The sequence below is a fragment of the Pseudoalteromonas sp. N1230-9 genome (assembly GCF_032716425.1).
Lineage (GTDB): Bacteria > Pseudomonadota > Gammaproteobacteria > Enterobacterales > Alteromonadaceae > Pseudoalteromonas.
Genome location: NZ_CP090419.1, coordinates 449,244 through 474,428 on the forward strand (window position 1 = coordinate 449,244; position 25,185 = coordinate 474,428).

The following is a 25,185-nucleotide window of genomic DNA, read 5'->3' on the forward strand; positions in this document are numbered from 1 at the left end:
TTAAACTAAAATGATTATGTTATTTACTGGCATCAACTAAGGTAATAGTTGTAAACTCAGATAATAATTGAACAAAGCTTGTGTTTTGCCTTGCAAGTACATAGCATAAGAGTTTAATTATAAAAAATAATAATGACCAAATAATTGCCGCTTTTTGGGAATGGAATATATGCGAATAGCTCCTTTATCTCTGTTAATTTCAGTTAGTTTGCTAGCAACGAGTGCATTTGCACAAGATACTGCTACGGTAACTGGGATTGAATCAGAGATCAGTAAAAAACAAGCCGAATACGATAACTCGACCGTAATCCTCGAAAAACACCTAAAAGAAGAAAGTCAGTTACAAAAACAACTCGAATTATTACGCGCACGCTCAACTGAGCTAGACAAAGAAAAAAACCAAGCGCTTGATGCAATGAACGAGATGTACCGTCGACTTATTGATGACCCAACATTAGATATCGGTAATGCGCAAGCACGTTATCAAAAAGCAGTGGTTGATCATAAACAGAACAAAGATGATATTTCGATGCAATTAGCGGCAATTGCTTCACACAGAAAAGATATCGAGCAAATTCGCGTAGCGAAACATACGCAACTAAACACATTAGAAAGCTTAAAAGAGCAGTTGGCTACAGCACGTGTCGAGCGTTTGCGCAATGAGTTTACTCGTGAAGGCACTTTAGAAGTTAATCACACAATTAACTGTAAGCGTACCGAAACACTTGCAGCGTGTGAGCAGCGCGGCCAACAAATGGGCTTACAAAAAGCCACTAAACGTTTTGTGGACCAAATTTTTGCTAATTTAACCGAAGAACGCCTTGTTGAACCAAAGCGTAATCTTGCTGGTGCACAAGTTAAAATTCTTAGCAGTCATGTTGTAAATAGTGCGTTTAGCGGCCAAGGCAATTACAACGTGAACTTAAGTGTAACAATGCGCGGTGACGTAAACAGTAGTCGCTTATGTAGCTTACTGAATTTGGATAATCGTTTTTGTGCTGATTATGGCACGCCGTTGGCTGGCAGCTATCAACCAAACTATACAACGACTTACTCCGATAGTCAGTTAACATTCAGTGACTCTCAGGATAATAGTAAGGTGGTATCGGTTTCTCGTATGAGTGAGGAGCCGGTAAGTGATTATTCTGTAAAAAAGCCAGTAAGGGTTGAACCATTACCTGATCTAAAAAAATCTAAAATGGTTGAATTAACGCTTCGTTCTAATGTCTATGATGATGAAGTATTTATAGATGGCGTCAGTTTTGGTTCTACTAAACTTACAACATCATTACCTGTTGGCTTTCATAATGTAGAAATTCGTAAGCGTGGCTACAAAAGCTATCAAGTTCGCCTAGAACTTAATAAGTCACAAACAATTCATGCCAAGCTAGTAAAAAAGCCTGAGCCAGTTGTTGCAGCTATTACAACCGCTGAGCAACCATCATCAGCACCAGCGGCAAGCATTGTGAATAAAACGAATACGGCGAGTCTCGTTGTCATTCCGGCAGGTAAATTTAAAATGGGCGATATCAACGGCAGTGGTCTTGCCAATGAGCGTCCAGTGGTAGAGAAAACCATTGCTAACTCCTTTGCGATGCAAAGTAAAGAAGTGAGCGTTGGTGAGTATGAACAGTTTGTTGCCAATACAGGTTATAAAACAGAAGCCGAGAAAAATCGTGGCTGTGCTTATTACCTAAATGGTGAACCGGTGTGGGAAGCAACCCTAAACTGGCGTAATCCAGGTTTTGATCAAGACAGTGATTTTCCGGCAGTGTGCTTAACCTACAACGATGCTAAAGCATATGCAGATTGGTTGTCGGGTCAAACTGGCCAGCTATTTCGTTTACCCAATGAGGTTGAATGGGAATACGCTGCACGTGCAGGTAAAGAAACTGAATACCCTTGGGGTAATGAAATTGGTAAAAACCTAGCGAATTGTGGTTGGTGTGGCAGTGAGTGGTCTAACAAAAGTGCTGCGCCAACAGGATCATTTTCTCCTAATGCATTTGGCCTATACGATACTGTAGGTAATGTATGGGAGTGGACAAATAAAAAATCGGAACAGTCTGATGTGGCTGTTCGTGGTGGGGCATGGAATTTCGCACCTAGCTTGGCTCGTGTATCTACGCGTTTAATTTTAGCGCCAGATTTTCGTGCAAACTATATTGGGTTTCGTCTAGTACGCGAACGATAAATTTAATAAGGAAGCAGTGGATGCTTCCTTTTTTAACAAATAAAGAAGGTAGCTGCGCTTTTTCATGGTGAGCATGATAGAGTGAAAGCAGCTAATATAAGAACGTATTTTCAAAGGTCATCCAGCCTCATGTTTAAAAAACTTCGTGGTATTTTTTCAAACGATCTATCGATCGACTTGGGTACAGCCAATACCCTAATCTATGTAAAAGAAGAAGGAATCGTATTAAACGAGCCTTCAGTTGTTGCTATTCGCCAAGAGCGCGCTGGTGGTCCTAAAAGCGTTGCCTCTGTGGGAACAGAAGCTAAGCAAATGCTTGGTCGTACTCCTGGAAATATTAAAGCGATTCGTCCAATGAAAGACGGTGTAATTGCCGATTTTTATGTGACCGAAAAAATGCTTCAGCACTTCATTAAACAAGTACATAACAACAACTTTATGCGTCCAAGCCCGCGTGTACTTATTTGTGTGCCATGCGGTGCAACACAAGTAGAAAAACGCGCCATTCGTGAGTCGGCAATGGGGGCAGGTGCTCGTGAAGTGTATTTAATTGAAGAACCAATGGCTGCGGCAATTGGAGCAGGTTTACCTGTATCTGAAGCAACAGGTTCAATGGTTGTTGATATCGGTGGTGGTACCACTGAAGTGGCTATTATTTCTTTGAATGGTGTGGTGTACTCATCATCTGTACGTATTGGTGGTGATAAGTTTGATGAGGCAATTATCAACTATGTGCGCCGTAACTTCGGTAGCTTAATTGGTGAAGCAACCGCTGAAAATATTAAGCATCAAATTGGCTCTGCATTTAAAACAGATGAACCTGTTGAGATTGAAGTACGAGGCCGTAACCTTGCCGAAGGTGTGCCGCGCTCATTCACGCTTAACTCACATGAAATCTTAGAAGCATTACAAGAACCACTGATGGGAATTGTAAGTGCTGTGATGGTTGCACTTGAGCAGTCTCCACCAGAGCTTGCATCAGATATTTCTGCACATGGCATGGTATTAACCGGCGGTGGTGCATTACTAAAAGATTTAGACCGCTTACTGATGGAAGAGACGGGTATTCCTGTTGTTGTTGCTGATGATCCTCTTACCTGTGTTGCACGTGGTGGCGGCAAGGCACTCGAAATGATTGATATGCACGGTGGTGACGTATTTAGTTACGACTAATGAAGTTAATGTTTGGTCGTACAATCTCTTTGCAACTGCGACTTTTTGTCGCAGTGCTTTTGAGTGTCGTTTTGATTGTGGGTGACCGCTATACACAAGGTGGTACAACTATTCGTACCAGCTTAAATACCCTTGTAAGCCCACTTATCTATCTTGCTAATCTGCCTTATGAACTATTTAGTATAGGTGCAAAAAACCTTCATACACGCGATCAACTTCTTACCGAAAATGAAGCACTTAAAAAGAAGCAGCTACTACAAAGCGAACAACTACAACAGCTAGCCTTTTTAAGTCGTGAAAATGATAAGTTACGTGCTTTATTAGGTTCATCGGCTAAGCAATCTAATCGGAAGATCATTGCGCAAGTATTGTCTGTTCATTCAAACCCATATAGTCACCAAGTTGTGATTAATCGTGGCACAACCGATGGCTTAAGTGAAGGCCAAGCTGTCATCGATGAAATGGGGGTTGTTGGGCAAATCACGCAAGTTGGATCGACAACTTCCCGCGTATTATTAATGACCGACACCACACACGCTACGCCAGTACGTATTTTACGTAACGATGTACGCACAGTGGTTGAAGGCATTGGTAAGATTAATGTCGTAAAGCTTTCACACGTGCCTCATAGCCTTGATGTACGCATAGGTGACATCTTAGTGACCTCTGGGTTAGGAGGAACTTTTCCTGAAGGTTACCCAGTGGCCGTTGTGACAGAAATCAATCGCGATGAAGGTCACCCATTCGCGCAAGTGTATGCTGAGCCTATTGCACAGTTGGACCGTATCCGCTTATTGGTTGTGCTGTGGCGTAACCAGCAGGAGAGCATAAGTAATGAATAGTCGCTATTCCTTGCTAATCGCAATTAGTATCTTCTTTGCACTGGTGATGGCATTGATGCCATTGCCTATTTCATTTGAACCTTATCGACCTGATTGGGTGTTAATGGTGTTGATGTACTGGTCGCTCGCTGTACCACATCGTCTTAATATCGGCACCGCTTGGGTGGTAGGGTTATTAATGGATTTGGCTTCGGGCTCGCCACTTGGCGTGAACTCATTAACTTACTCTGTGTGTATTTTTATCACGGCAAGTAACTTTCAAAAAATTAGAAACTTTTCTCTATGGCAGCAGAGCATATTAGTGGCTCTGTTTTTAACGCTTTACCACCTTATGCAATTTTGGCTTAATCATTTCTTGATGGGGGTCTATTTCAGCCCGCATTACTTATGGCCAGTGCTAACCGGCATGCTTTGTTGGTGGTGGATTTTCTTAATATTGCGTAAATACCGCCGTCATTTCAGGATTAGATAATGCAAACCGCAATTTATTTGGCGTCTGCATCACCGCGTCGAAAAGAGTTACTCAGCCAGCTTGGTATCGAGTTTTCTCAATTTAGCGTTGATGCAGATGAAAGCCAATTCCCGAACGAGTCTCCTCGTGATTATGTTGAGCGTTTAGCGAGACTCAAAGCACAATCCGGTGTCGCAATGGGTTACACAGACCGCCCTGTGCTTGGCAGCGATACCGTGGTAGTGATTGATGACACCGCACTTGGCAAACCGATTGATAAAGCTGACTTTATCGCAACAATGAAGCGCCTATCAGGGCGTACTCATCAAGTGATGACCGCCGTAGCTATTGCTGACAGCCAGCAAGTAAAAAGCTGTCTTGTTGTCACTGATGTGACTTTTAAACAATTAAGCGATGACGAAATCGATGCATATTGGCACTCACAAGAGCCACAGGATAAAGCCGGTGGTTATGGCATACAGGGTCTAGGCGGGCGATTTGTGAGTCATATTTCGGGTAGCTATTTTGCGGTTGTCGGCTTACCTTTATATGAGACAGAGCAGTTATTAAACGAATTTTTAAGAGGGTAACATGAGCACAGAATTACTGATCAACGTTACACCGAGTGAAAGCAGGGTTGCGCTTATTGAAAATGGCGTACTGCAAGAGATCCAATTAGAGCGAATTGGCAACCTTGGGATTGTTGGTAATATTTACCTCGGTAAAATTAGCCGTGTATTACCAGGCATGCAAGCCGCATTTGTAGATATTGGCTTAGACAAAGCGGCTTTTTTGCATGCGTCTGACATTGTTAACAGCGCCTCTATTGTTGAAGGTGTTGATGAGCAACCCATCAAGAAAGTACAAGATATTCGCGAGCTTGTTCGCCAAGGGCAGCACATCATGGTGCAGGTGGTCAAAGATCCTCTTGGTACAAAAGGGGCGCGTTTAACGACAGACATTACGATTCCATCTCGTTACTTAGTGTTTATGCCTGATGCGACACACGTAGGTGTAAGCCAGCGTATTGAAACCGAAGAAGAGCGTTTACGCTTGAAAAAAATTGTTGCTGAATACGGCGATGAAGATGGTAGTTTTATTGTTCGTACTGCTGCCGAAGGGGCAAGTGAAGCTGAACTTCGTCACGATGCTGAGTTTCTAAAAAAACTGTGGCAAAAAATTGTCACTAAGCGCAAAAAAGTAAGCAAAGAAAGTATTTTGCATGAAGACCTTACACTGGCGTTTCGAACTCTTCGTGATTATGTTGGCGAAGATATGGAGCGAATTCGTGTTGACTCTAAATTAACGTATCAAGAACTAAAAGAATTTACTGAAGAGTTTGTACCAATTCTATCCGGCGCGCTTGAATATTACCCTGGTGAGCGACCAATCTTCGACTTATTTGATGTTGAAACCGAAATTCAAAAAGCCCTGCATCGTAAAGTTGAGCTTAAATCGGGTGGTTATTTAATTATTGACCAAACTGAAGCGATGACCACCGTTGACGTAAATACCGGCGCGTTTGTAGGCCATCGTAATTTAGAAGAAACTATTTTTAATACTAATATTGAAGCAACATCAGCGATTGCCCGTCAGTTACGTTTACGCAACTTAGGCGGCATTATTATTATCGACTTTATCGATATGGTCAGCGACGAGCACAAACGCCGAGTGCTTCATTCACTTGAGTCAGCATTGGCAAAAGATCGCGCTAAAGCCAACATAAATGGCTTATCTGCACTAGGCTTAGTGGAGATGACTCGAAAGCGTACACGCGAGAGTTTAGAGCATATTTTATGTGATGTTTGCCCTGCGTGTTCTGGACGAGGCTCACAAAAAACGGTTGAAACAGTCTGCTACGAGATTCTGCGTGAAATTGTTCGTGTTAATCGCGCTTATGCTGCTGATAAATTTATGGTGTATGCTGCGCCATCGGTCTCTGAGGCACTTATCAATGATGAGTACCATAACCTTGCTGAACTTGAACTATTTATTGGCAAGCAAGTCAGTATTCAAACAGAGAGTTTATATAATCAAGAACAGTTTGATGTGGTAATGATGTAATGAACACAAAGACGGTCTGCTTTTATTGTATACGCAAGGTATGGCAAGTATTTGCTACTACCCTTGTGTTGCTGGCCGTTATTGTCTCTGTTTTAAAGTATACACTTCCCTATGCCAATGATTATAAAAGCAATATTGAAACGTTTTTATACGAGCAATTTGATGTCAACCTATCGATAGGTTCTATCTCTGCGAGCTGGCAAGGAAAGGGGCCTTTATTAGTTTTAGAAGATATCTCTTTTGAAGATAACCAAACATCGCCTATCGCTTTAAATATTGATAAGGCGAGCCTTGAAGTTAATCTTTGGGAATCACTTAAAACCCGTCAATTAAAGTCGAACTACTTTGTCATTAATGGTTTCCATGCCGATGTAGACTTACCTACAATGCTGGAATTAAGCAGTGAACAACAAAGTAATAGCTTTGAGCAAAAAGAACTTATCGAAAGCTTGTTTTTAGGGAAAACAGGTCACTTTGCTGTGCAAGATAGTAGCCTTAATTTTATGTTAGGTGATGGCAAAGCACGTAAACTCATTCTTGAAAACATTGTTTGGCAAAATACACCTGAGCAGCATCAAGGCGCTGGTTCATTAGCTTTACCTGGCATCTCCGTGGGGAGTTTTGATGCGCGAATGGCATTAAATGGTTCAACACTTGAAACCATGGCGGGTGATATATATGTAGAAGCAGCCAATGTAGATGTGTCTAAATGGCTTGCACAATTTATCAATACCGATAAACAGCAATTGCATTCAGATATGAACTTACAAACGTGGGTCAGCCTTGAAAAGGGTTTGATCAGTGATGTGAAAGTGCAATGGCAACCCAGCTTTGTAAATTGGCAACAAAACCAAGAGTCGCATCAAATCAACCTAAGTAAAGGCGGGTTCCACTTGTTTCCTTGGCAGCAAGGGTGGCGTCTGAAAAGTACCGGCCTGACCTTTGAAAGTGATTTAAAGCAATGGCCGACACTGCAATTTGAAGCCCAACTTGGTAAGCAAAATAAAATTTGGCTTAAGCAATTTGATTTTGCTTTATTAGCGAAACTGGCCCAATTAAGTAATTTTGAAGTGCTTACTCCATTTCTAGATCGCCAACCAAATGGGCAATTAAGCGATGCGTATGTTGAGTTTGGGCAAAATGAACAATGGCAACTCTGGTTTAAAGGTGATCAACTAAATTGGTTGTCACTAAACGGCATCCCTGGTGGTCAAGCAATTAGAGTAGATGGTTTCATTAACCAGTCAGCTGGTCGCATACAACTTCATGGAGAAAACAACCGCTTATTGACCAACGGCAGCTTTAGCCAAGATATTGCCTATAACCAACTCAATATTGAGCTCGATTTACATCATTACACCGACGGCTGGCGAATCAGTAGCGATAATTTATGGCTTGATAACGACGAGGTGACGTTTGCGGCAGAAATGATGTTAAGCCTAACAGATGAGCCTCGCTTAGATTTATATGCTGAAGCGTATGCACCTGATGCCACAGTAGCAGGGCATTACTTTCCTTTGCCTGTAATGAGTGAGAACTTAGTTAATTATTTAAATGGTGCCATCCAAGGTGGTGAAGTAAATAAAGCGCAAGTGCTCTTCTCAGGGCCTTTTGAAGGTTTTCCGTTTAGGGAGCAACAAGGTCAATTCGAAGTATTGGCGAACGTCAATAACGCACAATATCAATTTTCACCAAGTTGGCCTGCGGTTGAAGACGCTAACGTGACGCTGCATTTTGAAAATGAGCGCATGGATATCTACAGTAAGTCGGGCACGCTTGTTAATTTAGAGCTTGGCGACAGCGTACATGTCAGCATTGCTGATTTAATGAATGCCGAAATGCTTAAAGTTGCCATTAATAAACGCGCTCATGGCGAAAAGTTAACGCCTTTTTTTGCTGCGACGCCACTGGCAAAACCTTTAGCAGATGTTTTTGAAGTTGTGCAAGCTCAAGGAGAGGCGGCCGCAGAAATTGAGTTATTGGTTAACTTACGCTCAGGGCATGTTGATGCGATAGGTGAAGTAGAGCTTGCAAATATTCCAGTTTATCTTGCGCAGCCAGGTATAACCCTTAACCATATGACCGGCATTGTTAAATTTAATAATGACAAAATCGATTTAAATAATGCTAAAGCTGATTGGATGGGCATGCCGCTAACCGCTAACTTCAGTAGTGAGAATGTTGCTGATAATTATCGTGCAGAAATAGCGATAAAGCTTGCTCTTGAAGCTGAACCACTAATTGAACAAGCGCATGGTCTCTTAGCGGGCTATTTAACGGGTCAAAGTGATGTAGATATTAATGTGTTGCTTAACTTCTTGCCAAATGATTTTAACTACCGTGCGGACGTAGGTGGTAATTTGGTGGGGCTGAGTAGTCAATTACCTGCTCCCTATAATAAAAATAAGGAGCAAACATGGCCGCTTACGGCCGTTGTACAGGGTGACAGAATTTCAAACTTGATCACTGCAAACGTAAATGAGCAGGTTTTCTTTAATGCTATTTTAGATAATGGCGAACAAAAATTTAATAACGTACATTTAATTTTGGGTGAGCAAGACCTCGGCCTTAATCGTGACGGTTTTGCTGTATCAATTGATTTACCACAGACAGAACTTGCACCTTGGTTTGGTTTAATTGACCAAATTATTGCGCTCACAAAAGTAAAATCAGACTCACCAAGTGTGATGCCAGCGTTTAATAATGTAACAGGTAAATTTAATAAGCTTGCGTTACACAATATCGACTTTAATGATTTTGAATTTCGTTTAGCACCAAAGCAATCTGATTTAGAGTTGAAACTAAATGCCAAAGAGTTACGCGCCGATGCACTTATTCCAACCGGTGAAACGCGCAGGCCAATTCAAATTTTTACTGACTACTTACGTATTAATTTTAATGAAGCAGCGCCAGAGCAAAGCAAAGATGTTGGTGAACCAGAAGACTTAAGCTGGTTAACGCGCATTCCTGCTATCGAGTTTAACTGTGAAGATTGTAAAGTCGCAGATTATCAACTTGATAAAGTCAAAAGTAGTTTAGTCGGTGAGCAAGGCGCACTCTTATTTACCGAAGTGGTCATTGATAAAGGCGATCATGTACTTAGAGGTAAGGGGCAATTTGCCGAAGGCCAAACACGTTTTACTGGTAACTTACAAAGTGATGATATTGGTGAGTTATTTGATGAGTTTGATATAACAACCACCGTTAAGGACTCAGACGCTGATATTCAATTTGATTTAGCGTGGCAAGGTGCGCCGTATGACTTTGATGTACCAACCCTGATGGGAGAGCTAGATTGGCGCTTAGGTGAAGGCCACCTTGCTGAGATAAGTGATGGCGGTGCGCGAGTATTCTCATTGTTAAGTTTAGACTCCTTAGTGCGTAAGCTAAAACTGGATTTTAGAGATGTGTTTTCGAAGGGCTTTTTCTACAACAGTATGAAAGGGACTATGCAGCTCGATAAAGGCATTGCTTATACGCAAGATACCAAACTTGACGGTGTACCTGCTGACTTGACCATTAAAGGCCACACTAACCTAAATACCCTTGAGATAGACTATGATTTGGCAGTCGCACCCCAAGTGACTTCAAGTATTCCTGTTATAGTTGCATGGATGGTTAATCCTGTAAGTGGCTTAGCGGCACTTGCCATCGATAAGGTTATTCACTCTGCCCGGGTGATCTCAGAAATTAATTTTAAAGTCAGTGGCAGTATGAGCGATCCAGAGGTGACCGAAGTCGATCGTAAAAGTCGAGAAGTTACTTTACCACAAGCTGCACAGAGCCAACCGCAATCCTCCTCACGGTTAAAATTAAAAGACGCGGCATCATCTGCGAGTTTACAAACCAATGAAGGCTAATATGTCGGGTCAGGTTTTAGCATTACAAATGTGTTCTGGTATCAATGCAGAACAAAATATGGCGTCTTTGAGGCTGTCATTACAGCAGTTACCTAAAATGCGTCCTTTATTGGTATGCCTACCCGAAGCTTTTTTGATCTTTAGTAAAAGTAGCCAAGCGAGTTATCAATTAGGGCTTAAAATTGATGATTATAAAGCACAACTTGCAAAGCTGTGTAAGCAACATGATATTTGGTTAGCTGCTGGCACCGTGCCTGTTTCGCAAGATAATGGAAAATATTTAGCTGCCTCATTTTTATTTAATAGCCAAGGTAATGTAGTCGCGCAGTACAATAAAATTCACCTATTTGATGTCGATGTTGCGGACTCCACCCGGTGTTATCGTGAGTCAGATGCGACACAAGCGGGTAGCGATATTGTCGTGGTTGACTCACCCTTTGGTAAAATTGGTTTAGCAGTATGTTATGATCTGCGCTTTAGTGGCTTGTTTAGTGCTATGCAGCGACAGGGTGCTGAGCTAATTTTAGTTCCTAGTGCCTTTACTGTTGTTACCGGTGCAGCTCATTGGCATCACTTATTAGCTGCCAGAGCAATTGAAACACAGTCTTATGTAGTTGCAGCTGCGCAGTGGGGAGATCATGAAAATGGTCGGCAAACATATGGCCACAGCATTATAATTTCGCCATGGGGAGATACGCTCAGTGAGCTTCCAAGTGGCACAGGGTTTATCAGTCATACACTTGATTTAAACCGATTGAATAAGATACGCCAAGACATGCCTGTGCAGTCTCAGCAACGATTTAGAGAGCATTTATTATGAACACGGTTGAACAGCATTTATTACAAGACAGCCAGCTAACACGAGAAGAACTCGAAAAAACGCTCGCCTTTATTCACCAACATCAAGTGGACTACGCCGACTTGTATTTTCAATCAAGTCATCATGAATCGTGGGTACTTGAAGATGGCCTTGTGAAAGAAGGGTCATATAACGTTGAACGTGGGGTTGGTGTTCGTGCTGTCAGTGGTGAAAAAACAGGGTTTTCATACTCAGATGCAATCAACTTAGAAGCGTTAAATAAAGCGGCGACTGCTGCGCGTAGTATTGCAGATGCAGGTGAAAATAAAACAGTTCAAGTATTTAGTGATGTTGCTGCAAAACAACAATATGCACCGCATCAACCTATTCAAAGCATGAGTGATAGCGATAAAGTAAACTTACTACGTGAGCTTGAAAACTATATTCGTGAATTAGCGCCTGATGCAGAGCAAGTGATTAGCTCAATGTCGGCAGTGTATGAAGAAGTACTTATTGCCGCCAGCGATGGCACATTTGCAACCGATATTCGTCCGCTTATTCGTTTAAACTGCTCTGTATTACTTGAAAAGAACGGCCGCCGTGAACGCGGTGGTGCTGGTGGCGGCGCGCGTTTAGATTATGGTTATTTTAAAGAGTTAGTTGACGGTAAGCCTCGTTGGATGGGATACGCAGAAGAAGCGGTTCGCCAAGCAAAAGTAAACTTAGAAGCAATTGATGCCCCTGCAGGCAGTATGGAAGTTGTATTAGGTGCAGGTTGGCCTGGGGTATTACTTCATGAAGCCGTAGGACATGGCCTTGAAGGTGACTTTAACCGCAAAGGCGCATCAGCGTTTAGCGGCAAAGTAGGTGAAAAGGTAGCCTCTGAGCTGTGTACCGTAGTGGATGATGGCACCATTGCTGACCGCCGCGGTTCATTGAATGTAGATGACGAAGGGACTCCTGCTGCGTATAACGTACTTATTGAAAACGGTATTCTAAAAGGCTACATGCAAGATAAGCTCAATGCCCGTTTGATGGGTGTTAACCCTACAGGTAATGCGCGCCGCGAATCTTATGCTCACTTACCTATGCCGCGTATGACTAATACGTATATGTTAGGTGGCGAACATAGCCAAGCAGATATTATCAGTTCGGTGAAAAAAGGCATTTTTGCTCCGAACTTTGGTGGTGGCCAAGTAGATATTACTTCGGGTAAATTTGTGTTTAGCGCATCGGAAGCCTATTTAATTGAAAATGGTAAAATCACTCAACCAATTAAAGGGGCTACATTAATTGGTAACGGCCCTGAAGTGATGCAGCAAATCTCAATGGTGGGTAATGACCTTGCGCTCGACAAAGGTGTAGGAGTGTGTGGTAAAGACGGCCAAAGTGTACCAGTAGGCGTTGGTCAGCCAAGCCTTAAAATTGATAACTTAACTGTTGGTGGTACGGCATAAAAACTTAATTTAACGTGTGTTTACGCTAGTACGTAAACACACTGCAATCCCTTATTCTTGAGTTTCTATCAATAATCTTCCCTTTTTATAATTTGTGACCTAAAATAGGTACCTTGCTTATTTTATATCGGTTAGGTCACAGTGTTTCATCGGTTCATTTATTTATGTGTATTCTTATTGTTGCTATCTGGATGCAGCAGTTTGTCGCACGAAGAGTGTATGCAAGCTAGTTGGCAGGAATTGGGCTATGACCATGGTGTTCAGGGATATAGCTATGAACAGGGTAAAGACATTGTTTTTGCATGTAGAGAGTTTGGTATCACGCCTCAGTTAGAAGAGTACAAGAAAAGCTATCAACAAGGACTTGCTGTGTTTTGTGTACCAGAAAATGGCTTTACCCTCGGTATTCATGGGCAAGCCTACAATGGTGTATGCAATGATGAGCACTTTAGAAGAGCATGGGAAGAGGGGAATGATCGCTATCAAATTGAAGCAAGAAAAGCAGAAATAGATCAAAGAATAGACACCATAAATTGGCAGCTTCAATCTATTTCGAATGAATTGAGCAATAAAAATAACTCAAGCGAAAAACGTAAAGAGTTGAGATATCGACGGACACAGCTAGAAAGAGAGCGTAAAGATTTAAGAAGAGAAAGGTCACTTTTACCTTTACTCGACAAGCTTCCCTCATTTCATTTTAGATATGAGCTGTAATTAATTTAAGAGGATACTATGAAAAAAATATCAGTATTAATGGCTTTTTTGATGCTTGCCGGTTGTGCCTCAGAATCAAATTTGCAAGACCATGAGCAACGCGCTTTACTCGACCATCACTGTTTGGGCGGCGAAGTTGAAGCAAATTATAACTATACATTTTTTAGCACAGATGCTGATGAAATGAATAAAAGCACGGTAGACACAGTGTGTCACCCAGTGAAAACCCAATCTGAACTTGAAAAAGATATAAGAACAGGTGGTTATAATTGATCTATCAATAAAGCCTGCTGTAGCAGGCTTTACCTAGCCTATAAGTAAATAGTTTAAACAGTACTAAGCATCCAGATACCCGCCGCAATCATAAATAAGTTTTCGCTCAGAGAAATAAAACCGAGCGGCACATTACTATCTCCACCTACACAGGCACACTTGAGTTCTCGTTTATCAATGTATACAGCTTTAAACACAGATATAGCTCCAATGCTACCAATAAACAGCGAAAATGGCGCAACAGCTAAGGCGGGTAATTCAGCCACCATACCAATGGCAACATACGCCTCAATAAACGGGTAAATATAGGCATAGGGCACAACACGCATGGCGAGTAAATCATAAGTAATAAATGAATTTGAAAAACTGTATAGGTCTTGCAGTTTTTGAATCGCGAGCACAGCCATTGTCAGTGCAACAAATAGCATTATGTTCTGCATCGACAGTAAAGCGGTGCCACTAGTATAACTAAAACCACAACTCAGTAGCATGGTCACTGCGAAAATGGCTAACACGGGCGTGTAAGTTGTGCCTTGTTGCCCTGCTTCTGGCAGATTAAAAAAGTCGCGTAAATCATCGTAACCACCAATGCGTTTATCATTGATAAAGGTTTGCGGTGTGGTTTTTACATCATGCTGCTGTTTAAATTTATCGGTTTGCTCACGGTTTGTTAAATGACGGTCATCAACATCGTAGCCGTTACGCTCTAGTAAATCTTTTGATTTTAAACCGAATGGGCAAATATGCTCATCGGTCACCATGCGATATAAAATTGCAGACTTAGACACAGTGCCTCCTTGTAAAAAATGCCTTGTTTACTGCGTAATAATTGCTTAATTACACAGTAAACAAGGGCAAATTCTTGCTTAACTGATTACTTTATTAACAGTTACAAGGTTTGTGCCAGCACTGTTTATTGCTTAGTTATGGTTAAAACAGCATCCATCACTGGATCGACACCTGCAAAGTAATCTTTTAATACCCTAAATCCTTCCTTTGATTGTATTTTGAAATAGGCTGGTTAATGGCAATTTATGCCTGAATAAGTTAGAATTATCAGTATCACAGGAGGGTTTATGGCTACCAAAACTTCTAAGACTAGCAATCAGCAAAAGACCAAGTTTATGCCCGATATGGATAACTTTAAGGTCAGTTTAAGCTACGAAGGTCTAACGTTGAAAACGAGTAATGAAGGCAAAAGTATTGCTGAATTGAAGCGTAAATATGCACGATAAATATGGGGTAGCTCAAGATAAATATTGCTACCCTGACTCTGATGTATTAATTAATCTGTTAGATATTCGAGAACCGGATATATTAGATCAAGCCGAAGCTGAGTTTACCGCTGAACGTTATAGAACCTATGACTCCCCTCAACAGCCTCTATCTAAGTTTTCACTTGAGCATTTAAAATATCTTCATCATCACTTATTCCAAGATTTATATGTGTGGGCAGGTCAAATTAGGGATGTTGATATCTCCAAGGGTAGTACCCGCTTTTGTACGTGAACGCGTATCGAGCCTGAAGCTAACAAGTTATTTCGAGGCATTTCGGCAATATCGAATTGTCAGAATAATGATGAGCTAAATGAAAAAGTAGCAGACTTGTTTTGTGAACTTAATTTACTTCATCCATTCTGTGAAGGTAACGGCAGAGTGCTGCGCTTCTTTTTTGAAGAGATGTTATATACCATCGGTTATAAGGTTTCATGGCCTCCAATTTCTCAGCAAGAGTGGATTGATGCGAATATTGCAGGTGTTAATTTGAACCTAGATTTACTTAAACGTATTTTTAGCCAAGCTATTTCTGAACTTTGATAGTGTGCTAAAAACGCTGATAAGTTTATTTTATTAAAACCTTGTGGCAGCACCACAAGGTTTTAATATTGACTCACAACGTGAGTTTATCTCATAGTAACAAACTCTTCTGAGCCTGTTGGGTGAATCGCCACAACAGCATCAAAGTCTGCTTTGGTTGCGCCCATCTTCATGGCAACAGCAAAACCTTGAATCATTTCATCTACGGTAAAACCAATGCCGTGTAAGCCAACAACTTTTTCGTTATCACCTGCACATACTAGCATCATGTTGCATGCTTGGCGGTGTTGTGTAACTGCGGTATACATAGCCGCAAAGCTTGATTTATAAACTTTAACGTTTTCTTCGCCATATTGCGAAATAGCTTCTTGCTCCGTTAAACCAATCGTGCCGATTGGTGGGTGGCTAAATACCACAGTAGGCACTAGCTCGTAGTCCATCTTTAAATCATCAGGTAATTCTTTATTGAATAAACGCTCAGATAAAATACGGCCTGCTTTAACGGCTACAGGTGTAAGTTCGATACCGTTTTCGATGATATCACCCACTGCATAGACGTTCTTAGCAGTGGTGTTTTGGAATTCGTCTACTTTTACATAACCACCTTCATTGACTTCAACTCCCGCAGCTGCAAGATTGATCTTATCAGTTGTTGGTGTACGGCCAATGGCCCAAATTACTTCATCAACGTTTTGGCTGTGGCCATTTTCAAAATGAATCGTTAAGCTACCATCGCTTTCTTTAACGACTTCTTTTGGCGTGCAATCTGTATGAAGAGTTGGGCCTTCTTTTGCCATAATATCGACTAGGGTATCAACGATGTATGGGTCAAAAGTACGCAGTGGTTTGTTTTTACGAACAAACAGGTGGGTTTCTGTGCCAAGGCTGTGGAGTACGCCTGCGATTTCAACGGCAATATAACCCGCACCAATAACAGCTACACGTTTTGGCTGTTCGTTTAATTCAAAGAAGCCATTTGAGTCAATACCAAGCTCAGCGCCTGGGATATTAGGAATAGTAGGGCGGCCACCTACGGCAACAAGAATATGGTCAGCAGTGTATAGTTCACCATTAACTTCAACCGTTTTGCTATCAACAAATTTAGCAAAGCCATTGATTACAGTCACGCCATTGCTTGATAAATACTTATTGTAACCTTGGTGAATACGGCCTATGTACGCTTCGCGACTTTCTACTAATTTAGCCCAGCTAAAGCTTTTTAACTCAACATCAAAGCCATAATCAGGTGCGTAAGCATTAATAGCTTCAGCCACTTGTGCACCATGCCACATCACTTTTTTAGGAACGCAGCCCACGTTTACACACGTGCCGCCCATGTGTTTTGCTTCAATAAGTGCCACTTTTGCGCCACGCATTGCTGCTCTGTTAGCAGAAGCGATACCGCCGCTACCGCCACCAATTGCAATGTAATCAAAATGCTGAGCCATAGTTTGTCCTCAAAAATAGATAACTTTTCTTTAATTAATCGATAATAGCATAATAAAGACCAAGGTTAAGCCCCTTGTATTTCATCAATTTGCCCCAACCTCAGAATCATCTTCGCATTAAAAATTGAGAACGAAAATGACAATTGCAGAAAATAATCCACTTATTGGTTTAGAAGGGCTTCCGCCGTTTTCTAAGATTGAACCAGCGCATGTGGTGCCAGCATTAAAAGCGGCAATTAAAGAGTGTCGTTTAACTATCGATAAGGTCTTGGCAGCTAAGTCATATACGTGGAATGATTTGGTGCTTCCACTTGAAGAAGCCGACGATAAGCTATCACGACTATTTTCACCGGTATCTCATATGAACTCAGTCGTGAACAGCGATGAGCTACGAGAAGCTTATGAGCAATGTTTGCCGTTGTTATCGGAGTACTCAACGTTTGTGGGTCAGCATCAAGGTTTATACGATGCTTATAACGCACTTCACAACAGCGATGAATTTAAAGCACTTACCACCGCACAGCAAAAAACGATTACCAATGCACTGCGCGATTTTGAGTTATCAGGTATTGCGCTAAAACCAGAGCAACAAAAGCGTTATGGCGAAATTAGTGCGCGTTTATCTGAGCTGGCCTCTAAGTTTGGTAATAATGTAATGGATGCCACACTTGCTTGGCAAAAGCACATTACTGATGAAAGCGAGCTTGCTGGTTTGCCTGAATCTGCATTAGCTCTGGGTGCTGATACGGCAAAAAGTAAAGATCTAGATGGTTGGGTATTCACGTTAGATTTTCCATCTTATTTACCTATCATGACTTACGCAGATAACCGCGAATTACGTGAAGAAACATATACCGCGTTTGTTACTCGTGCGTCGGATCAAGGTCCGAATGCGGGTGAGTTTGATAACTCAGAAATTATGAGCGAAGAACTTGCGCTTCGTCATGAGCTTGCGCAGTTACTTGGTTTTAACAGTTATGCAGATATGTCATTGGCAACAAAAATGGCAGAATCACCTGCTCAGGTATTTTCATTCTTAGAAGATTTAGCAGCTAAGTCTAAGCCACAAGCTGAGCAAGAGCTGGCTGAGCTAACGGCTTATGCAAAAGATAAACATGGTGTGACGGAGCTTGCCGCGTGGGATTACGCTTATTACGCAGAAAAGCTTAAGCAAGAGAAATACGCGATTTCTGATGAAGTACTGCGCCCTTATTTCCCTGCAAATAAAGTATTAAATGGCTTATTTACCACAGTAAATCGCTTATTTGGTATTAACGTTAAAGAAGTGAGTGACTTTGATACTTACCATCCTGACGTACGTTTCTTTGAGATTTACGACAGTAGCAACACGCTACGAGGCCGTTTCTATTTAGATTTATATGCACGAGACCGCAAGCGTGGTGGCGCATGGATGGACGATTGCATGGGTCGTAAAGTACGTGCTAACGGCGAGCTACAAACACCCGTTGCTTACTTGGTGTGTAACTTTAATAAAGCGGTGGGTGATAAACCCGCACTGTTTACTCATAACGAAGTAACAACCTTATTCCATGAGTTTGGTCATGGTATCCATCATATGTTAACTCAAGTTGATGCAGCGCCAGTGGCGGGTATTAACGGTGTTGCATGGGATGCGGTTGAATTACCAAGCCAGTTCTTAGAAAACTGGTGTTATGAAGAAGAAGCGCTTAACTTCATCTCGGGTCACTATGAAACGGATGAGCCACTACCAAAAGAACTGCTTGATAAATTGCTCGCAGCAAAGAACTTCCAGTCTGGTATGCAAATGCTGCGTCAGCTAGAGTTTTCGCTGTTTGATTTTACGATTCATCATACTTATAAAGCGGGTGAGCCTTGTAATATTCAAGCTACACTTGATGATGTGCGCAGTAAAACTGCCGTTGTTAAAGCGCCAGCATTTAACCGTTTTCAGCATGGCTTTAGTCATATTTTTGCTGGTGGCTATAGTGCAGGCTATTACTCGTATAAATGGGCAGAGGTTCTTTCGGCTGACGCATTTTCTAAATTTGAGGAAGAAGGGATCTTTAATCAAGAGACAGGGCAGGCCTTCCTTAACAATATTTTAGAAAAAGGAGGCAGCGAGGAACCTATGGAACTATTCAAGAAGTTCCGAGGCCGCGAGCCACAAGTTGATGCATTGCTTAGGCACAGCGGAATTGCAGCCTAAGTAGTGAGTATTATTGGAAAGCGCCGAAAGGCGCTTTTTTTATTAAAAAATCTTAGCAAAATCAACCTTGCGTACTATGCTTTTTAAAAAGCTATTTACAGGATTAAAGCATGTCGAAACTGGTGTTAGCCATAGATGATGACAAATACGTACATCATGTAATTGAAGAGTCACTTTCAGGCTTTTGCACATTGATCCATGCTAAAAATGGTGATGAAGGGTTAAGACAAGCATTTAAATATAATCCAGATATTATTTTACTAGATGTTGAAATGCCTGGAAAAACAGGGTTTGAGGTATGCAGTGAATTAAAGGCTAATCCACAAACCAAAGATACACCCGTGATGTTTCTATCTGGGAAAAAGGAACTTCCTGATCGTGTTAAGGGTTACAATTCAGGGGCTTCTGACTATATTGTTAAACCCTTTAATGCTGAAGAGTTAATGGCGCGTATCCGTGTTTTGTATGAATACCGACAGCATTCTAAAAAGCTAAAAAGCGATGTGGAGCGCGCGCAAATAACCGCTGAAATAGCCATGACAGACTCGGGCGATATGGGACGTATTATGCGCTATGTGGGTCAAAGTTATCATGCACATGATATCCAATCGCTGTCAGAATACATGTTTGAGTTTTTTAACCCAATGGATCTCGATGTAGTGCTTGCTTTTTGGTATCAAGATATCGGGATTTTTTGTGGTGCAGAGGGGGCTGTTTGCCCACTAGAGCGTGAGTTACTTGAAAAACATCGCGATGCAAACCGATTTGTCGATTTCAGTCATCGCACTATTATCAATTACCCAAAAGTGTCCATGTTAATTAAAAACATGCCACTTGATGATGCTCAGTTGTATGGCCGATATAAAGACTTGTTTCCACATATTCTTGAAGTGACCAATGCGAAAGTTCAAGATATGGAAGTCAATGAGCGAGCACTCACACAGGCTAAGCAAATCGGCAATGCATTTAGCGAACTGTCGGAGCAAATGTACCAGCACAGTTACTCACGAGAACGGGCTGTCGAAAAGTTTGCTGTGCAACTAAGTGAGCTGAATAAATCAGTTGAACAAAGTAAGTTACTAAATAGCGATGAAATCGTTTTTCATTTACAACACTTACAACAAACCCAGTTACTTTTTGCCTCGCTGAATGATGATCTTGAATCGATTAAGTTTCAGTTACTCCACATTATTGAATCACGTAGTGAGCTATTGAGTAATTTACAAAAAATGGCAGAGCCTAGCCACACAGAAGATGTGACATCACAAACGGATATCGAGCTATTTTAAGCCATGATATACTCATGGCCATTAGTATAGCTCGGAGTTTTACGTGGTAATTCATTGTCCTTTTAAAGAAATGCGTCCTTATTTAGATGCTATAGAGCAGCGCTTTGGTTTAACTGAATGGGCGAACAGTAATGACGGCTTTTCATTGCATTATGATGAGCAAGGTCTGAGCTTAAAAAAGAAAGATGAGCCTAAACTAGGGGCTATTCACGTTGACTTTGTCACAGGTGCGGCGGCGCACCGCCGTAAATTCGGTGGTGGTAAAGGCCAAGCAATTGCCAAAGCTGTAGGGTTAAATAAAGGAGCCACACCCGTTGTACTTGATGCCACGGCAGGGCTTGGGCGTGACGGTTTTGTGCTGGCGTCGCTTGGTTGTAAAGTTATTTTGCATGAGCGCCATCCTGTGGTAGCTGCGCTATTATTTGATGGCCTTGAACGCGCTTATGGTGATGCTGAAATTGGTGCATGGATGAAAGAAAATATGAGCTTAGTATTCGGTTCGAGCCATACTCTACTTGCTCAGTGTAACGATATACCAGATGTCGTGTACTTGGATCCTATGTTTCCGCATCGTGAAAAATCAGCCCTAGTTAAAAAAGAAATGCGAGTATTCCAAGCGCTTGTTGGCGCTGATAGCGATGCAGATGATCTTTTAGATTTTGCCTACCCGCTTGCGAGTAAGCGAGTCGTGGTAAAGCGACCTGACTACGCGCCATTTTTAAATGATAAAACCCCCAGCATGCAGATCAAAACTAAAAAGAATCGTTTTGATGTATATGTGAAAGCAGCAATGACCTAACCTATCCTTTAGTATGACTTTTGATTGATAATTTCTGGTTATTAGGTTGGTTTACATCAAATTGTCATAAAAGGTTAATATTCTACGCGCGTAACGACTTTGGGGATTATAGTTTATGCGCGTGTCATCATTTACTCGGCTACTAGCCGTTTTACTCACACTTGCCAGTATCTTGTTAGCGGCGACCTTGTTTTGGGCAAGTCAAACTCTATTAAATTTAGAGCAACAAGATAACGCTTATAATAAACTCAAAAATACGCTCATTATTGATTTAAAAAGCCATCTCGATGACTATTTAGAGCAAGGTGATAGTCAATATCTTAATTTATCATCGGCACTGATTGCTGAGGTGATAAAGCAAGACTTAGCGCATCTACCACAAGATTTAAATTCACACCTATCAACTCAACTCTCAGCATTAGATAAAGATATCAATGGTAAATATCGTGCTCTAGGTAAGTTATCGGGTAACGAAATGGCTTTATTGGACAACTCGCTTAGGCAAATGGCTGGCTCTGCCTCCTCGCTGATAGGCTATGCTCGTAAAGCAAAGCCGCAAACAGATTTGGCGCTTGAATATTACCAACTTGGTGCCGATTATTATAATGAAGTGACATCACTTGCTTTATATACCTACAAGCTGGTTTTAAGCTTTGATCAAGACACCAAAGCAAGCCTTAATCAAAGCGTAGAAAATTTAAATGTATTAGCAAGCAAAATTGATACGCTTGAAAACCTAGGAGTGATGAGTGAAGTCGATGAAGATGCTTTATTTTTTGGTGAAGAAGCCGAAGATTTAGCCGGCGATATTAAATCGGAGTTAATAAGTTGGCCTAAGCGTTTTCCTCGTGATTTAGCCTCAACGCTAGAGCAAGCTGAGCAGCGTCAAACGGGTATGCAAGCACTGCGAGAACAAATTGCGGCCTTATCGGCAACGGTGCTTGGGGCTGAGCAAAAACTAAAAGACGAACAAAGCCAGCTTAAACAGCACGTATTTATTGTATTTTGTATTGCGATTGGCATGTTAGTGGTACTTGCAGGCGGTGTTTATTTTGTACAGCGTAATCAAGTTTTAAACCCGCTGCGTCAGTTACGAGATGGTTTCGCATTCTTAATTGAAAGTAATGAGCTTAAAAATATTGAAAGCAAAAATCCAAAAACTGAAATAGGGGAGATAGCTCATTATTTTAATCAGTTAATTGAGCGTCAACGAATTGAAGCGGAAGAGCGTGCGCAAATGCTCAAAGTGATTAATGACTTTATGCTGGAAATGAGTGAGCACTTACACACTATTGCTCAAAAGACCGATGCTAGCCACACTCAAGTTGAGCAAAATCAAGGGCTACTAAGCGATATTCAACATATTGGTGAACAAGTTAACACCATTAATAGTCAAGTGGCTGACAACGCAAAACAGACATTTGGTGCCATGGAGCAAAGCTTAGGTTTTGCCGATAGTATGCTAACAGCAAGTTCACATACTGAGCAGCGTGTTGAGCAAGGGCTAAATAGCTTAAAAGAGCTATTAAAGGGCGTGGATGATGTTGGTCAAGTTATTGAAGTAATTAAAAATATTGCTGAGCAAACTAACTTGCTAGCATTAAATGCCGCTATAGAATCTGCTCGTGCAGGGGAGCATGGCCGAGGTTTTGCGGTTGTAGCTGATGAAGTGAGAAAACTTGCTAGACAAACTCAAGGCTCACTTGATGATATTAACAATCAGCTTAATCGCCTAAGTGAAAACTCATCAATGGTATCGACACAAATAAGTGCCCTTGCGGACGATGCTGAGTTACAAACACAAAATGCCCAAGAGCTAAAACGTAACTCAGAAGGCGTTGCTGATAACGCGCAAGATGCTAACAAGGTCGCGTTTGACGCGATGGAGCTAGCTAAACAGCAAAATGCATTACTTGAAAACTTTAGTCAGTCTATGCAAAGCATGAAAGGCCAAGTGAGTGAATCGAATGTGCTAGTAAGTGATATTCAGCAGCGTTTACAACAGCAAATGCAGACAATTAAAACCAGCTTAGGATTATAAGTGCTTCAAGTAGACTGAAAAGCACAAAAAATAGCGACATTGCTGCTCTTTCTATTAATGGGGAATGTATTATTTAACTTCTTTAAACCAAGTACGGGGTGAGCGGACTTGGTTTGAACGGTATAATCTTTACCCTACCTTTTACTGCGTGGAACATCACTGGATTGATACATTGATATTTGATGATTATCTGGATCTGCGATTTCTGCTGACCAGCCACCTGGTGCATGGCTTACAGGGGTGACAATAGTTGCTCCCTTTGTTGCGAGTGTTTCGACTACGTCATCAATCCCACCATCAGCTAACTCAAAAACAATAATGGGTGAGTTTCCGGGCTTTGACTCCTGCTTAAAAAAGAGTAGTTCGATGTCATTTGCTGTTTTAGCGAGCAGCCAACCCTCTCCATCTTCTTCCATTCTTTGAATGTTTATTCCGAGCGTATCACGGTAAAACGCTTCTGTTTTATCTAGATCGCTAATGTAATAACAAATTGCGCCAATTTTACTTTTATCAAGCATGGTTCTTTTCCTGTTTTTTAATAGATATCACCCTATGTTGCCGTGCAAGGTTATTTTGTGAGGTCACCATAAAAAGATGTCCATCAGGGTCATGGCTTGCGAGTGTCGCTTCATCACGGCATGGCGCATTAAGAAGTGCTTTACGTATTTGCCCAAACGGCAAATCTTCAGCTAAACCTTCAAGTTCAAGTATTTGTCTTGCACCGGTTTGTCGCCAGCGGCGTTTAATCTCAGCTATCCGTTGCCTTAGAGCTGCGTCTGATACTCGCAGTAGCCAGATGATTTCTTTTTTACAATGTCCTGTTAAAACTAAAAGTGCTGTTGTTTTTAGGCTAGGCGGTAATGAGTCGATAAAATAGGTTGCTGTTTCGTCGTTGTATGTGTGTATATTGTTTGTATTAGTTAAAGTTGCTTCACGCTTTTTTCTTCTTGCGGCAGAGCGCGCATTAAATACAGATTGATTACGCAGCACACCCATGAGCCAGCGACGGTTCTTTACACATGTTAGATCTGAGCGCTTAGCTTCAACTGCAACAAGCAGGGCAGTTTGCAGTAAATCTTCAGCCTCTTCTTTGTGTAATGTCACCTTATGGGCATAGCGTAAAAGGTTTGCGTAATAACTTTTATTATTCATAGCGCTTAGTGATTAAAAGTAGAGTTAATAATTGATATATAGTTTAATTAAACCTTACTCTTTCATACTGCTAATGTATATTTTCTTTCAAGGAATCACGATGATCGAACAAGGCCAAACTTTACCTACTGCAACCCTTAGCGAATTAACCAGCGAAGGGTTGCAAACCTTATCAACAGACGCATTATTTGCTGGTAAAAAAGTAGTGCTATTTGCTGTACCTGGGGCATTTACGCCTACCTGTTCAAACGCTCACTTACCTGAGTTTATTACGCTGGCTGATAAAATTACCGCCAAAGGCGTTGATGCAATTTACTGTGTATCAGTGAATGATGCATTTGTAATGAAAGCATGGGGGGAGGCACATAATGCTGAGCATATTCGTATGTTAGCAGACGGTGATGCTAGTTTTACCAAGGCGCTCGGTTTAGATAAAGATACCGCTAGCTTTGGTGGTGTGCGTTCAAAACGCTATGCAATGATTGTCGACGACCAAACAGTAACAGGCTTGTTTGTTGAGCAAGATAAAGAATTTACAGTAAGCCGTGCAGAGGCTGTTTTAGCTAAATTATAAAACGAAAAAAGCCGGACGAGAGTCCGGCTAAAAGTCCCAAGGGTAATCG

The 25,185-nt window shown here is 41.5% G+C and carries 23 protein-coding genes; 19 read left to right on the forward strand and 4 right to left on the reverse strand.

Going from position 1 to position 25,185, the window contains the following annotated elements; genetic code table 11:
* Positions 1 to 169: 169 nt before the first annotated feature.
* The 11 genes from LY624_RS02150 to LY624_RS02200 all read left to right on the forward strand — a co-directional run bounded on the left by LY624_RS02150 (position 170) and on the right by LY624_RS02200 (position 13,827).
* Positions 170 to 2,194, forward strand: coding sequence for an SUMF1/EgtB/PvdO family nonheme iron enzyme (locus LY624_RS02150; RefSeq protein WP_341803769.1), 2,025 nt, complete (start codon positions 170 to 172; stop codon positions 2,192 to 2,194).
* Between the two features lie 129 nt (positions 2,195 to 2,323).
* Positions 2,324 to 3,367 (forward strand): rod shape-determining protein, encoded by a 1,044-nt coding sequence (locus LY624_RS02155; RefSeq protein WP_036973172.1) that lies wholly within the window; start codon positions 2,324 to 2,326, stop codon positions 3,365 to 3,367.
* A complete protein-coding gene (gene mreC, locus LY624_RS02160; protein WP_193988248.1) occupies positions 3,367 to 4,209 on the forward strand; it encodes a rod shape-determining protein MreC in 843 nt (280 codons plus the stop codon). The genes LY624_RS02155 and mreC overlap by 1 nt, the downstream gene beginning before the upstream one ends.
* On the forward strand, positions 4,202 to 4,681 hold the full coding sequence (mreD, locus tag LY624_RS02165; protein ID WP_062567319.1) for a rod shape-determining protein MreD: 480 nt from the start codon (positions 4,202 to 4,204) through the stop codon (positions 4,679 to 4,681). The genes mreC and mreD overlap by 8 nt, the downstream gene beginning before the upstream one ends.
* Positions 4,681 to 5,250: a Maf family protein gene (locus tag LY624_RS02170; protein ID WP_130151682.1), complete on the forward strand. Its 570-nt coding sequence runs from the start codon at positions 4,681 to 4,683 to the stop codon at positions 5,248 to 5,250. Before mreD ends, LY624_RS02170 begins: the two co-directional genes overlap by 1 nt.
* 1 nt (position 5,251) lies before the next feature.
* On the forward strand, positions 5,252 to 6,724 hold the full coding sequence (gene rng, locus LY624_RS02175; protein ID WP_062567321.1) for a ribonuclease G: 1,473 nt from the start codon (positions 5,252 to 5,254) through the stop codon (positions 6,722 to 6,724).
* Complete coding sequence (locus LY624_RS02180) at positions 6,724 to 10,584, forward strand: YhdP family protein (protein ID WP_341803771.1); 3,861 nt, start codon at positions 6,724 to 6,726, stop codon at positions 10,582 to 10,584. Before rng ends, LY624_RS02180 begins: the two co-directional genes overlap by 1 nt.
* Position 10,585: 1 nt before the next feature.
* The gene (locus tag LY624_RS02185; RefSeq protein WP_237119762.1) at positions 10,586 to 11,404 is read left to right on the forward strand and encodes a carbon-nitrogen hydrolase family protein; all 819 of its coding nucleotides are present in this window, start codon (positions 10,586 to 10,588) and stop codon (positions 11,402 to 11,404) included.
* Positions 11,401 to 12,840: a metalloprotease TldD gene (gene tldD / locus LY624_RS02190; protein ID WP_062567324.1), complete on the forward strand. Its 1,440-nt coding sequence runs from the start codon at positions 11,401 to 11,403 to the stop codon at positions 12,838 to 12,840. Before LY624_RS02185 ends, tldD begins: the two co-directional genes overlap by 4 nt.
* Before the next feature lie 219 nt (positions 12,841 to 13,059).
* Positions 13,060 to 13,554, forward strand: a complete 495-nt coding sequence (locus LY624_RS02195; protein ID WP_341803772.1) for a DUF2799 domain-containing protein — start codon at positions 13,060 to 13,062, stop codon at positions 13,552 to 13,554.
* 18 nt (positions 13,555 to 13,572) lie between these two features.
* Positions 13,573 to 13,827, forward strand: coding sequence for a hypothetical protein (locus LY624_RS02200; RefSeq protein ID WP_228074395.1), 255 nt, complete (start codon positions 13,573 to 13,575; stop codon positions 13,825 to 13,827).
* A 53-nt stretch (positions 13,828 to 13,880) separates the two neighbouring features.
* Here the strand turns inward: LY624_RS02200 and LY624_RS02205 are convergent, their stop codons facing one another.
* On the reverse strand, positions 13,881 to 14,615 hold the full coding sequence (locus LY624_RS02205) for a glutaredoxin family protein (RefSeq protein ID WP_341803773.1): 735 nt from the start codon (positions 14,613 to 14,615) through the stop codon (positions 13,881 to 13,883).
* A 288-nt stretch (positions 14,616 to 14,903) separates the two neighbouring features.
* On the opposite strand from LY624_RS02205, the gene LY624_RS02210 reads away from it, so the two are divergent.
* From LY624_RS02210 to LY624_RS02220, 3 genes are read left to right on the forward strand one after another with little or no spacing between them, the layout of a single operon-like run.
* On the forward strand, positions 14,904 to 15,062 hold the full coding sequence (locus LY624_RS02210; protein ID WP_237119760.1) for a hypothetical protein: 159 nt from the start codon (positions 14,904 to 14,906) through the stop codon (positions 15,060 to 15,062).
* The gene (locus LY624_RS02215; protein WP_341803774.1) at positions 15,052 to 15,336 is read left to right on the forward strand and encodes a Fic/DOC family protein; all 285 of its coding nucleotides are present in this window, start codon (positions 15,052 to 15,054) and stop codon (positions 15,334 to 15,336) included. Before LY624_RS02210 ends, LY624_RS02215 begins: the two co-directional genes overlap by 11 nt.
* Positions 15,337 to 15,384: 48 nt before the next feature.
* Positions 15,385 to 15,645, forward strand: a complete 261-nt coding sequence (locus tag LY624_RS02220; protein WP_445936731.1) for a Fic family protein — start codon at positions 15,385 to 15,387, stop codon at positions 15,643 to 15,645.
* A gap of 86 nt (positions 15,646 to 15,731) precedes the next feature.
* On the opposite strand, the gene gorA is transcribed toward LY624_RS02220, so the two are convergent.
* Positions 15,732 to 17,093, reverse strand: coding sequence for a glutathione-disulfide reductase (gorA, locus tag LY624_RS02225; protein ID WP_062567330.1), 1,362 nt, complete (start codon positions 17,091 to 17,093; stop codon positions 15,732 to 15,734).
* Between the two features lie 136 nt (positions 17,094 to 17,229).
* Here gorA and prlC point away from each other — a divergent pair, with 136 nt between their 5' ends.
* The 4 genes from prlC (at position 17,230) to LY624_RS02245 (ending at position 23,410) form a co-directional block, all read left to right on the forward strand.
* The gene (gene prlC / locus LY624_RS02230; RefSeq protein ID WP_341803775.1) at positions 17,230 to 19,281 is read left to right on the forward strand and encodes an oligopeptidase A; all 2,052 of its coding nucleotides are present in this window, start codon (positions 17,230 to 17,232) and stop codon (positions 19,279 to 19,281) included.
* A 110-nt stretch (positions 19,282 to 19,391) separates the two neighbouring features.
* Positions 19,392 to 20,570, forward strand: coding sequence for a response regulator (locus tag LY624_RS02235; RefSeq protein ID WP_130151688.1), 1,179 nt, complete (start codon positions 19,392 to 19,394; stop codon positions 20,568 to 20,570).
* 43 nt (positions 20,571 to 20,613) lie between these two features.
* A complete protein-coding gene (locus LY624_RS02240; RefSeq protein WP_130151689.1) occupies positions 20,614 to 21,369 on the forward strand; it encodes a class I SAM-dependent methyltransferase in 756 nt (251 codons plus the stop codon).
* Positions 21,370 to 21,484: 115 nt separating this feature from the next.
* The gene (locus LY624_RS02245) at positions 21,485 to 23,410 is read left to right on the forward strand and encodes a methyl-accepting chemotaxis protein (protein WP_341803776.1); all 1,926 of its coding nucleotides are present in this window, start codon (positions 21,485 to 21,487) and stop codon (positions 23,408 to 23,410) included.
* A gap of 134 nt (positions 23,411 to 23,544) precedes the next feature.
* On the opposite strand, the gene LY624_RS02250 is transcribed toward LY624_RS02245, so the two are convergent.
* Complete coding sequence (locus LY624_RS02250; RefSeq protein WP_237119756.1) at positions 23,545 to 23,928, reverse strand: VOC family protein; 384 nt, start codon at positions 23,926 to 23,928, stop codon at positions 23,545 to 23,547.
* Positions 23,921 to 24,562, reverse strand: a complete 642-nt coding sequence (locus LY624_RS02255) for an RNA polymerase sigma factor (protein WP_341803777.1) — start codon at positions 24,560 to 24,562, stop codon at positions 23,921 to 23,923. The genes LY624_RS02250 and LY624_RS02255 overlap by 8 nt, the downstream gene beginning before the upstream one ends.
* A 100-nt stretch (positions 24,563 to 24,662) precedes the next feature.
* Between LY624_RS02255 and LY624_RS02260 the strand changes: the two genes are divergently transcribed.
* The gene (locus LY624_RS02260) at positions 24,663 to 25,136 is read left to right on the forward strand and encodes a peroxiredoxin (protein WP_341803778.1); all 474 of its coding nucleotides are present in this window, start codon (positions 24,663 to 24,665) and stop codon (positions 25,134 to 25,136) included.
* Positions 25,137 to 25,185 lie beyond the last annotated feature (49 nt).

What these genes read in the sequence shown, in the direction of transcription:
- LY624_RS02155 (WP_036973172.1), top strand. Translation starts at nt 2,324, where the DNA reads ATGTTTAAAAAACTTCGTGGTATTTTTTCAAACGATCTATCGATCGAC.
- LY624_RS02180 (WP_341803771.1), top strand. Translation starts at nt 6,724, where the DNA reads ATGAACACAAAGACGGTCTGCTTTTATTGTATACGCAAGGTATGGCAA.
- mreD (WP_062567319.1), top strand. Translation starts at nt 4,202, where the DNA reads ATGAATAGTCGCTATTCCTTGCTAATCGCAATTAGTATCTTCTTTGCA.
- LY624_RS02250 (WP_237119756.1), bottom strand. Translation starts at nt 23,928, where the DNA reads ATGCTTGATAAAAGTAAAATTGGCGCAATTTGTTATTACATTAGCGAT.
- LY624_RS02245 (WP_341803776.1), top strand. Translation starts at nt 21,485, where the DNA reads ATGCGCGTGTCATCATTTACTCGGCTACTAGCCGTTTTACTCACACTT.
- LY624_RS02260 (WP_341803778.1), top strand. Translation starts at nt 24,663, where the DNA reads ATGATCGAACAAGGCCAAACTTTACCTACTGCAACCCTTAGCGAATTA.
- prlC (WP_341803775.1), top strand. Translation starts at nt 17,230, where the DNA reads ATGACAATTGCAGAAAATAATCCACTTATTGGTTTAGAAGGGCTTCCG.
- LY624_RS02195 (WP_341803772.1), top strand. Translation starts at nt 13,060, where the DNA reads ATGCAAGCTAGTTGGCAGGAATTGGGCTATGACCATGGTGTTCAGGGA.
- tldD (WP_062567324.1), top strand. Translation starts at nt 11,401, where the DNA reads ATGAACACGGTTGAACAGCATTTATTACAAGACAGCCAGCTAACACGA.
- LY624_RS02185 (WP_237119762.1), top strand. Translation starts at nt 10,586, where the DNA reads ATGTCGGGTCAGGTTTTAGCATTACAAATGTGTTCTGGTATCAATGCA.
- LY624_RS02210 (WP_237119760.1), top strand. Translation starts at nt 14,904, where the DNA reads ATGGCTACCAAAACTTCTAAGACTAGCAATCAGCAAAAGACCAAGTTT.
- LY624_RS02200 (WP_228074395.1), top strand. Translation starts at nt 13,573, where the DNA reads ATGAAAAAAATATCAGTATTAATGGCTTTTTTGATGCTTGCCGGTTGT.
- LY624_RS02170 (WP_130151682.1), top strand. Translation starts at nt 4,681, where the DNA reads ATGCAAACCGCAATTTATTTGGCGTCTGCATCACCGCGTCGAAAAGAG.
- LY624_RS02255 (WP_341803777.1), bottom strand. Translation starts at nt 24,562, where the DNA reads ATGAATAATAAAAGTTATTACGCAAACCTTTTACGCTATGCCCATAAG.
- LY624_RS02215 (WP_341803774.1), top strand. Translation starts at nt 15,052, where the DNA reads ATGCACGATAAATATGGGGTAGCTCAAGATAAATATTGCTACCCTGAC.
- LY624_RS02235 (WP_130151688.1), top strand. Translation starts at nt 19,392, where the DNA reads ATGTCGAAACTGGTGTTAGCCATAGATGATGACAAATACGTACATCAT.
- rng (WP_062567321.1), top strand. Translation starts at nt 5,252, where the DNA reads ATGAGCACAGAATTACTGATCAACGTTACACCGAGTGAAAGCAGGGTT.
- gorA (WP_062567330.1), bottom strand. Translation starts at nt 17,093, where the DNA reads ATGGCTCAGCATTTTGATTACATTGCAATTGGTGGCGGTAGCGGCGGT.
- LY624_RS02150 (WP_341803769.1), top strand. Translation starts at nt 170, where the DNA reads ATGCGAATAGCTCCTTTATCTCTGTTAATTTCAGTTAGTTTGCTAGCA.
- mreC (WP_193988248.1), top strand. Translation starts at nt 3,367, where the DNA reads ATGAAGTTAATGTTTGGTCGTACAATCTCTTTGCAACTGCGACTTTTT.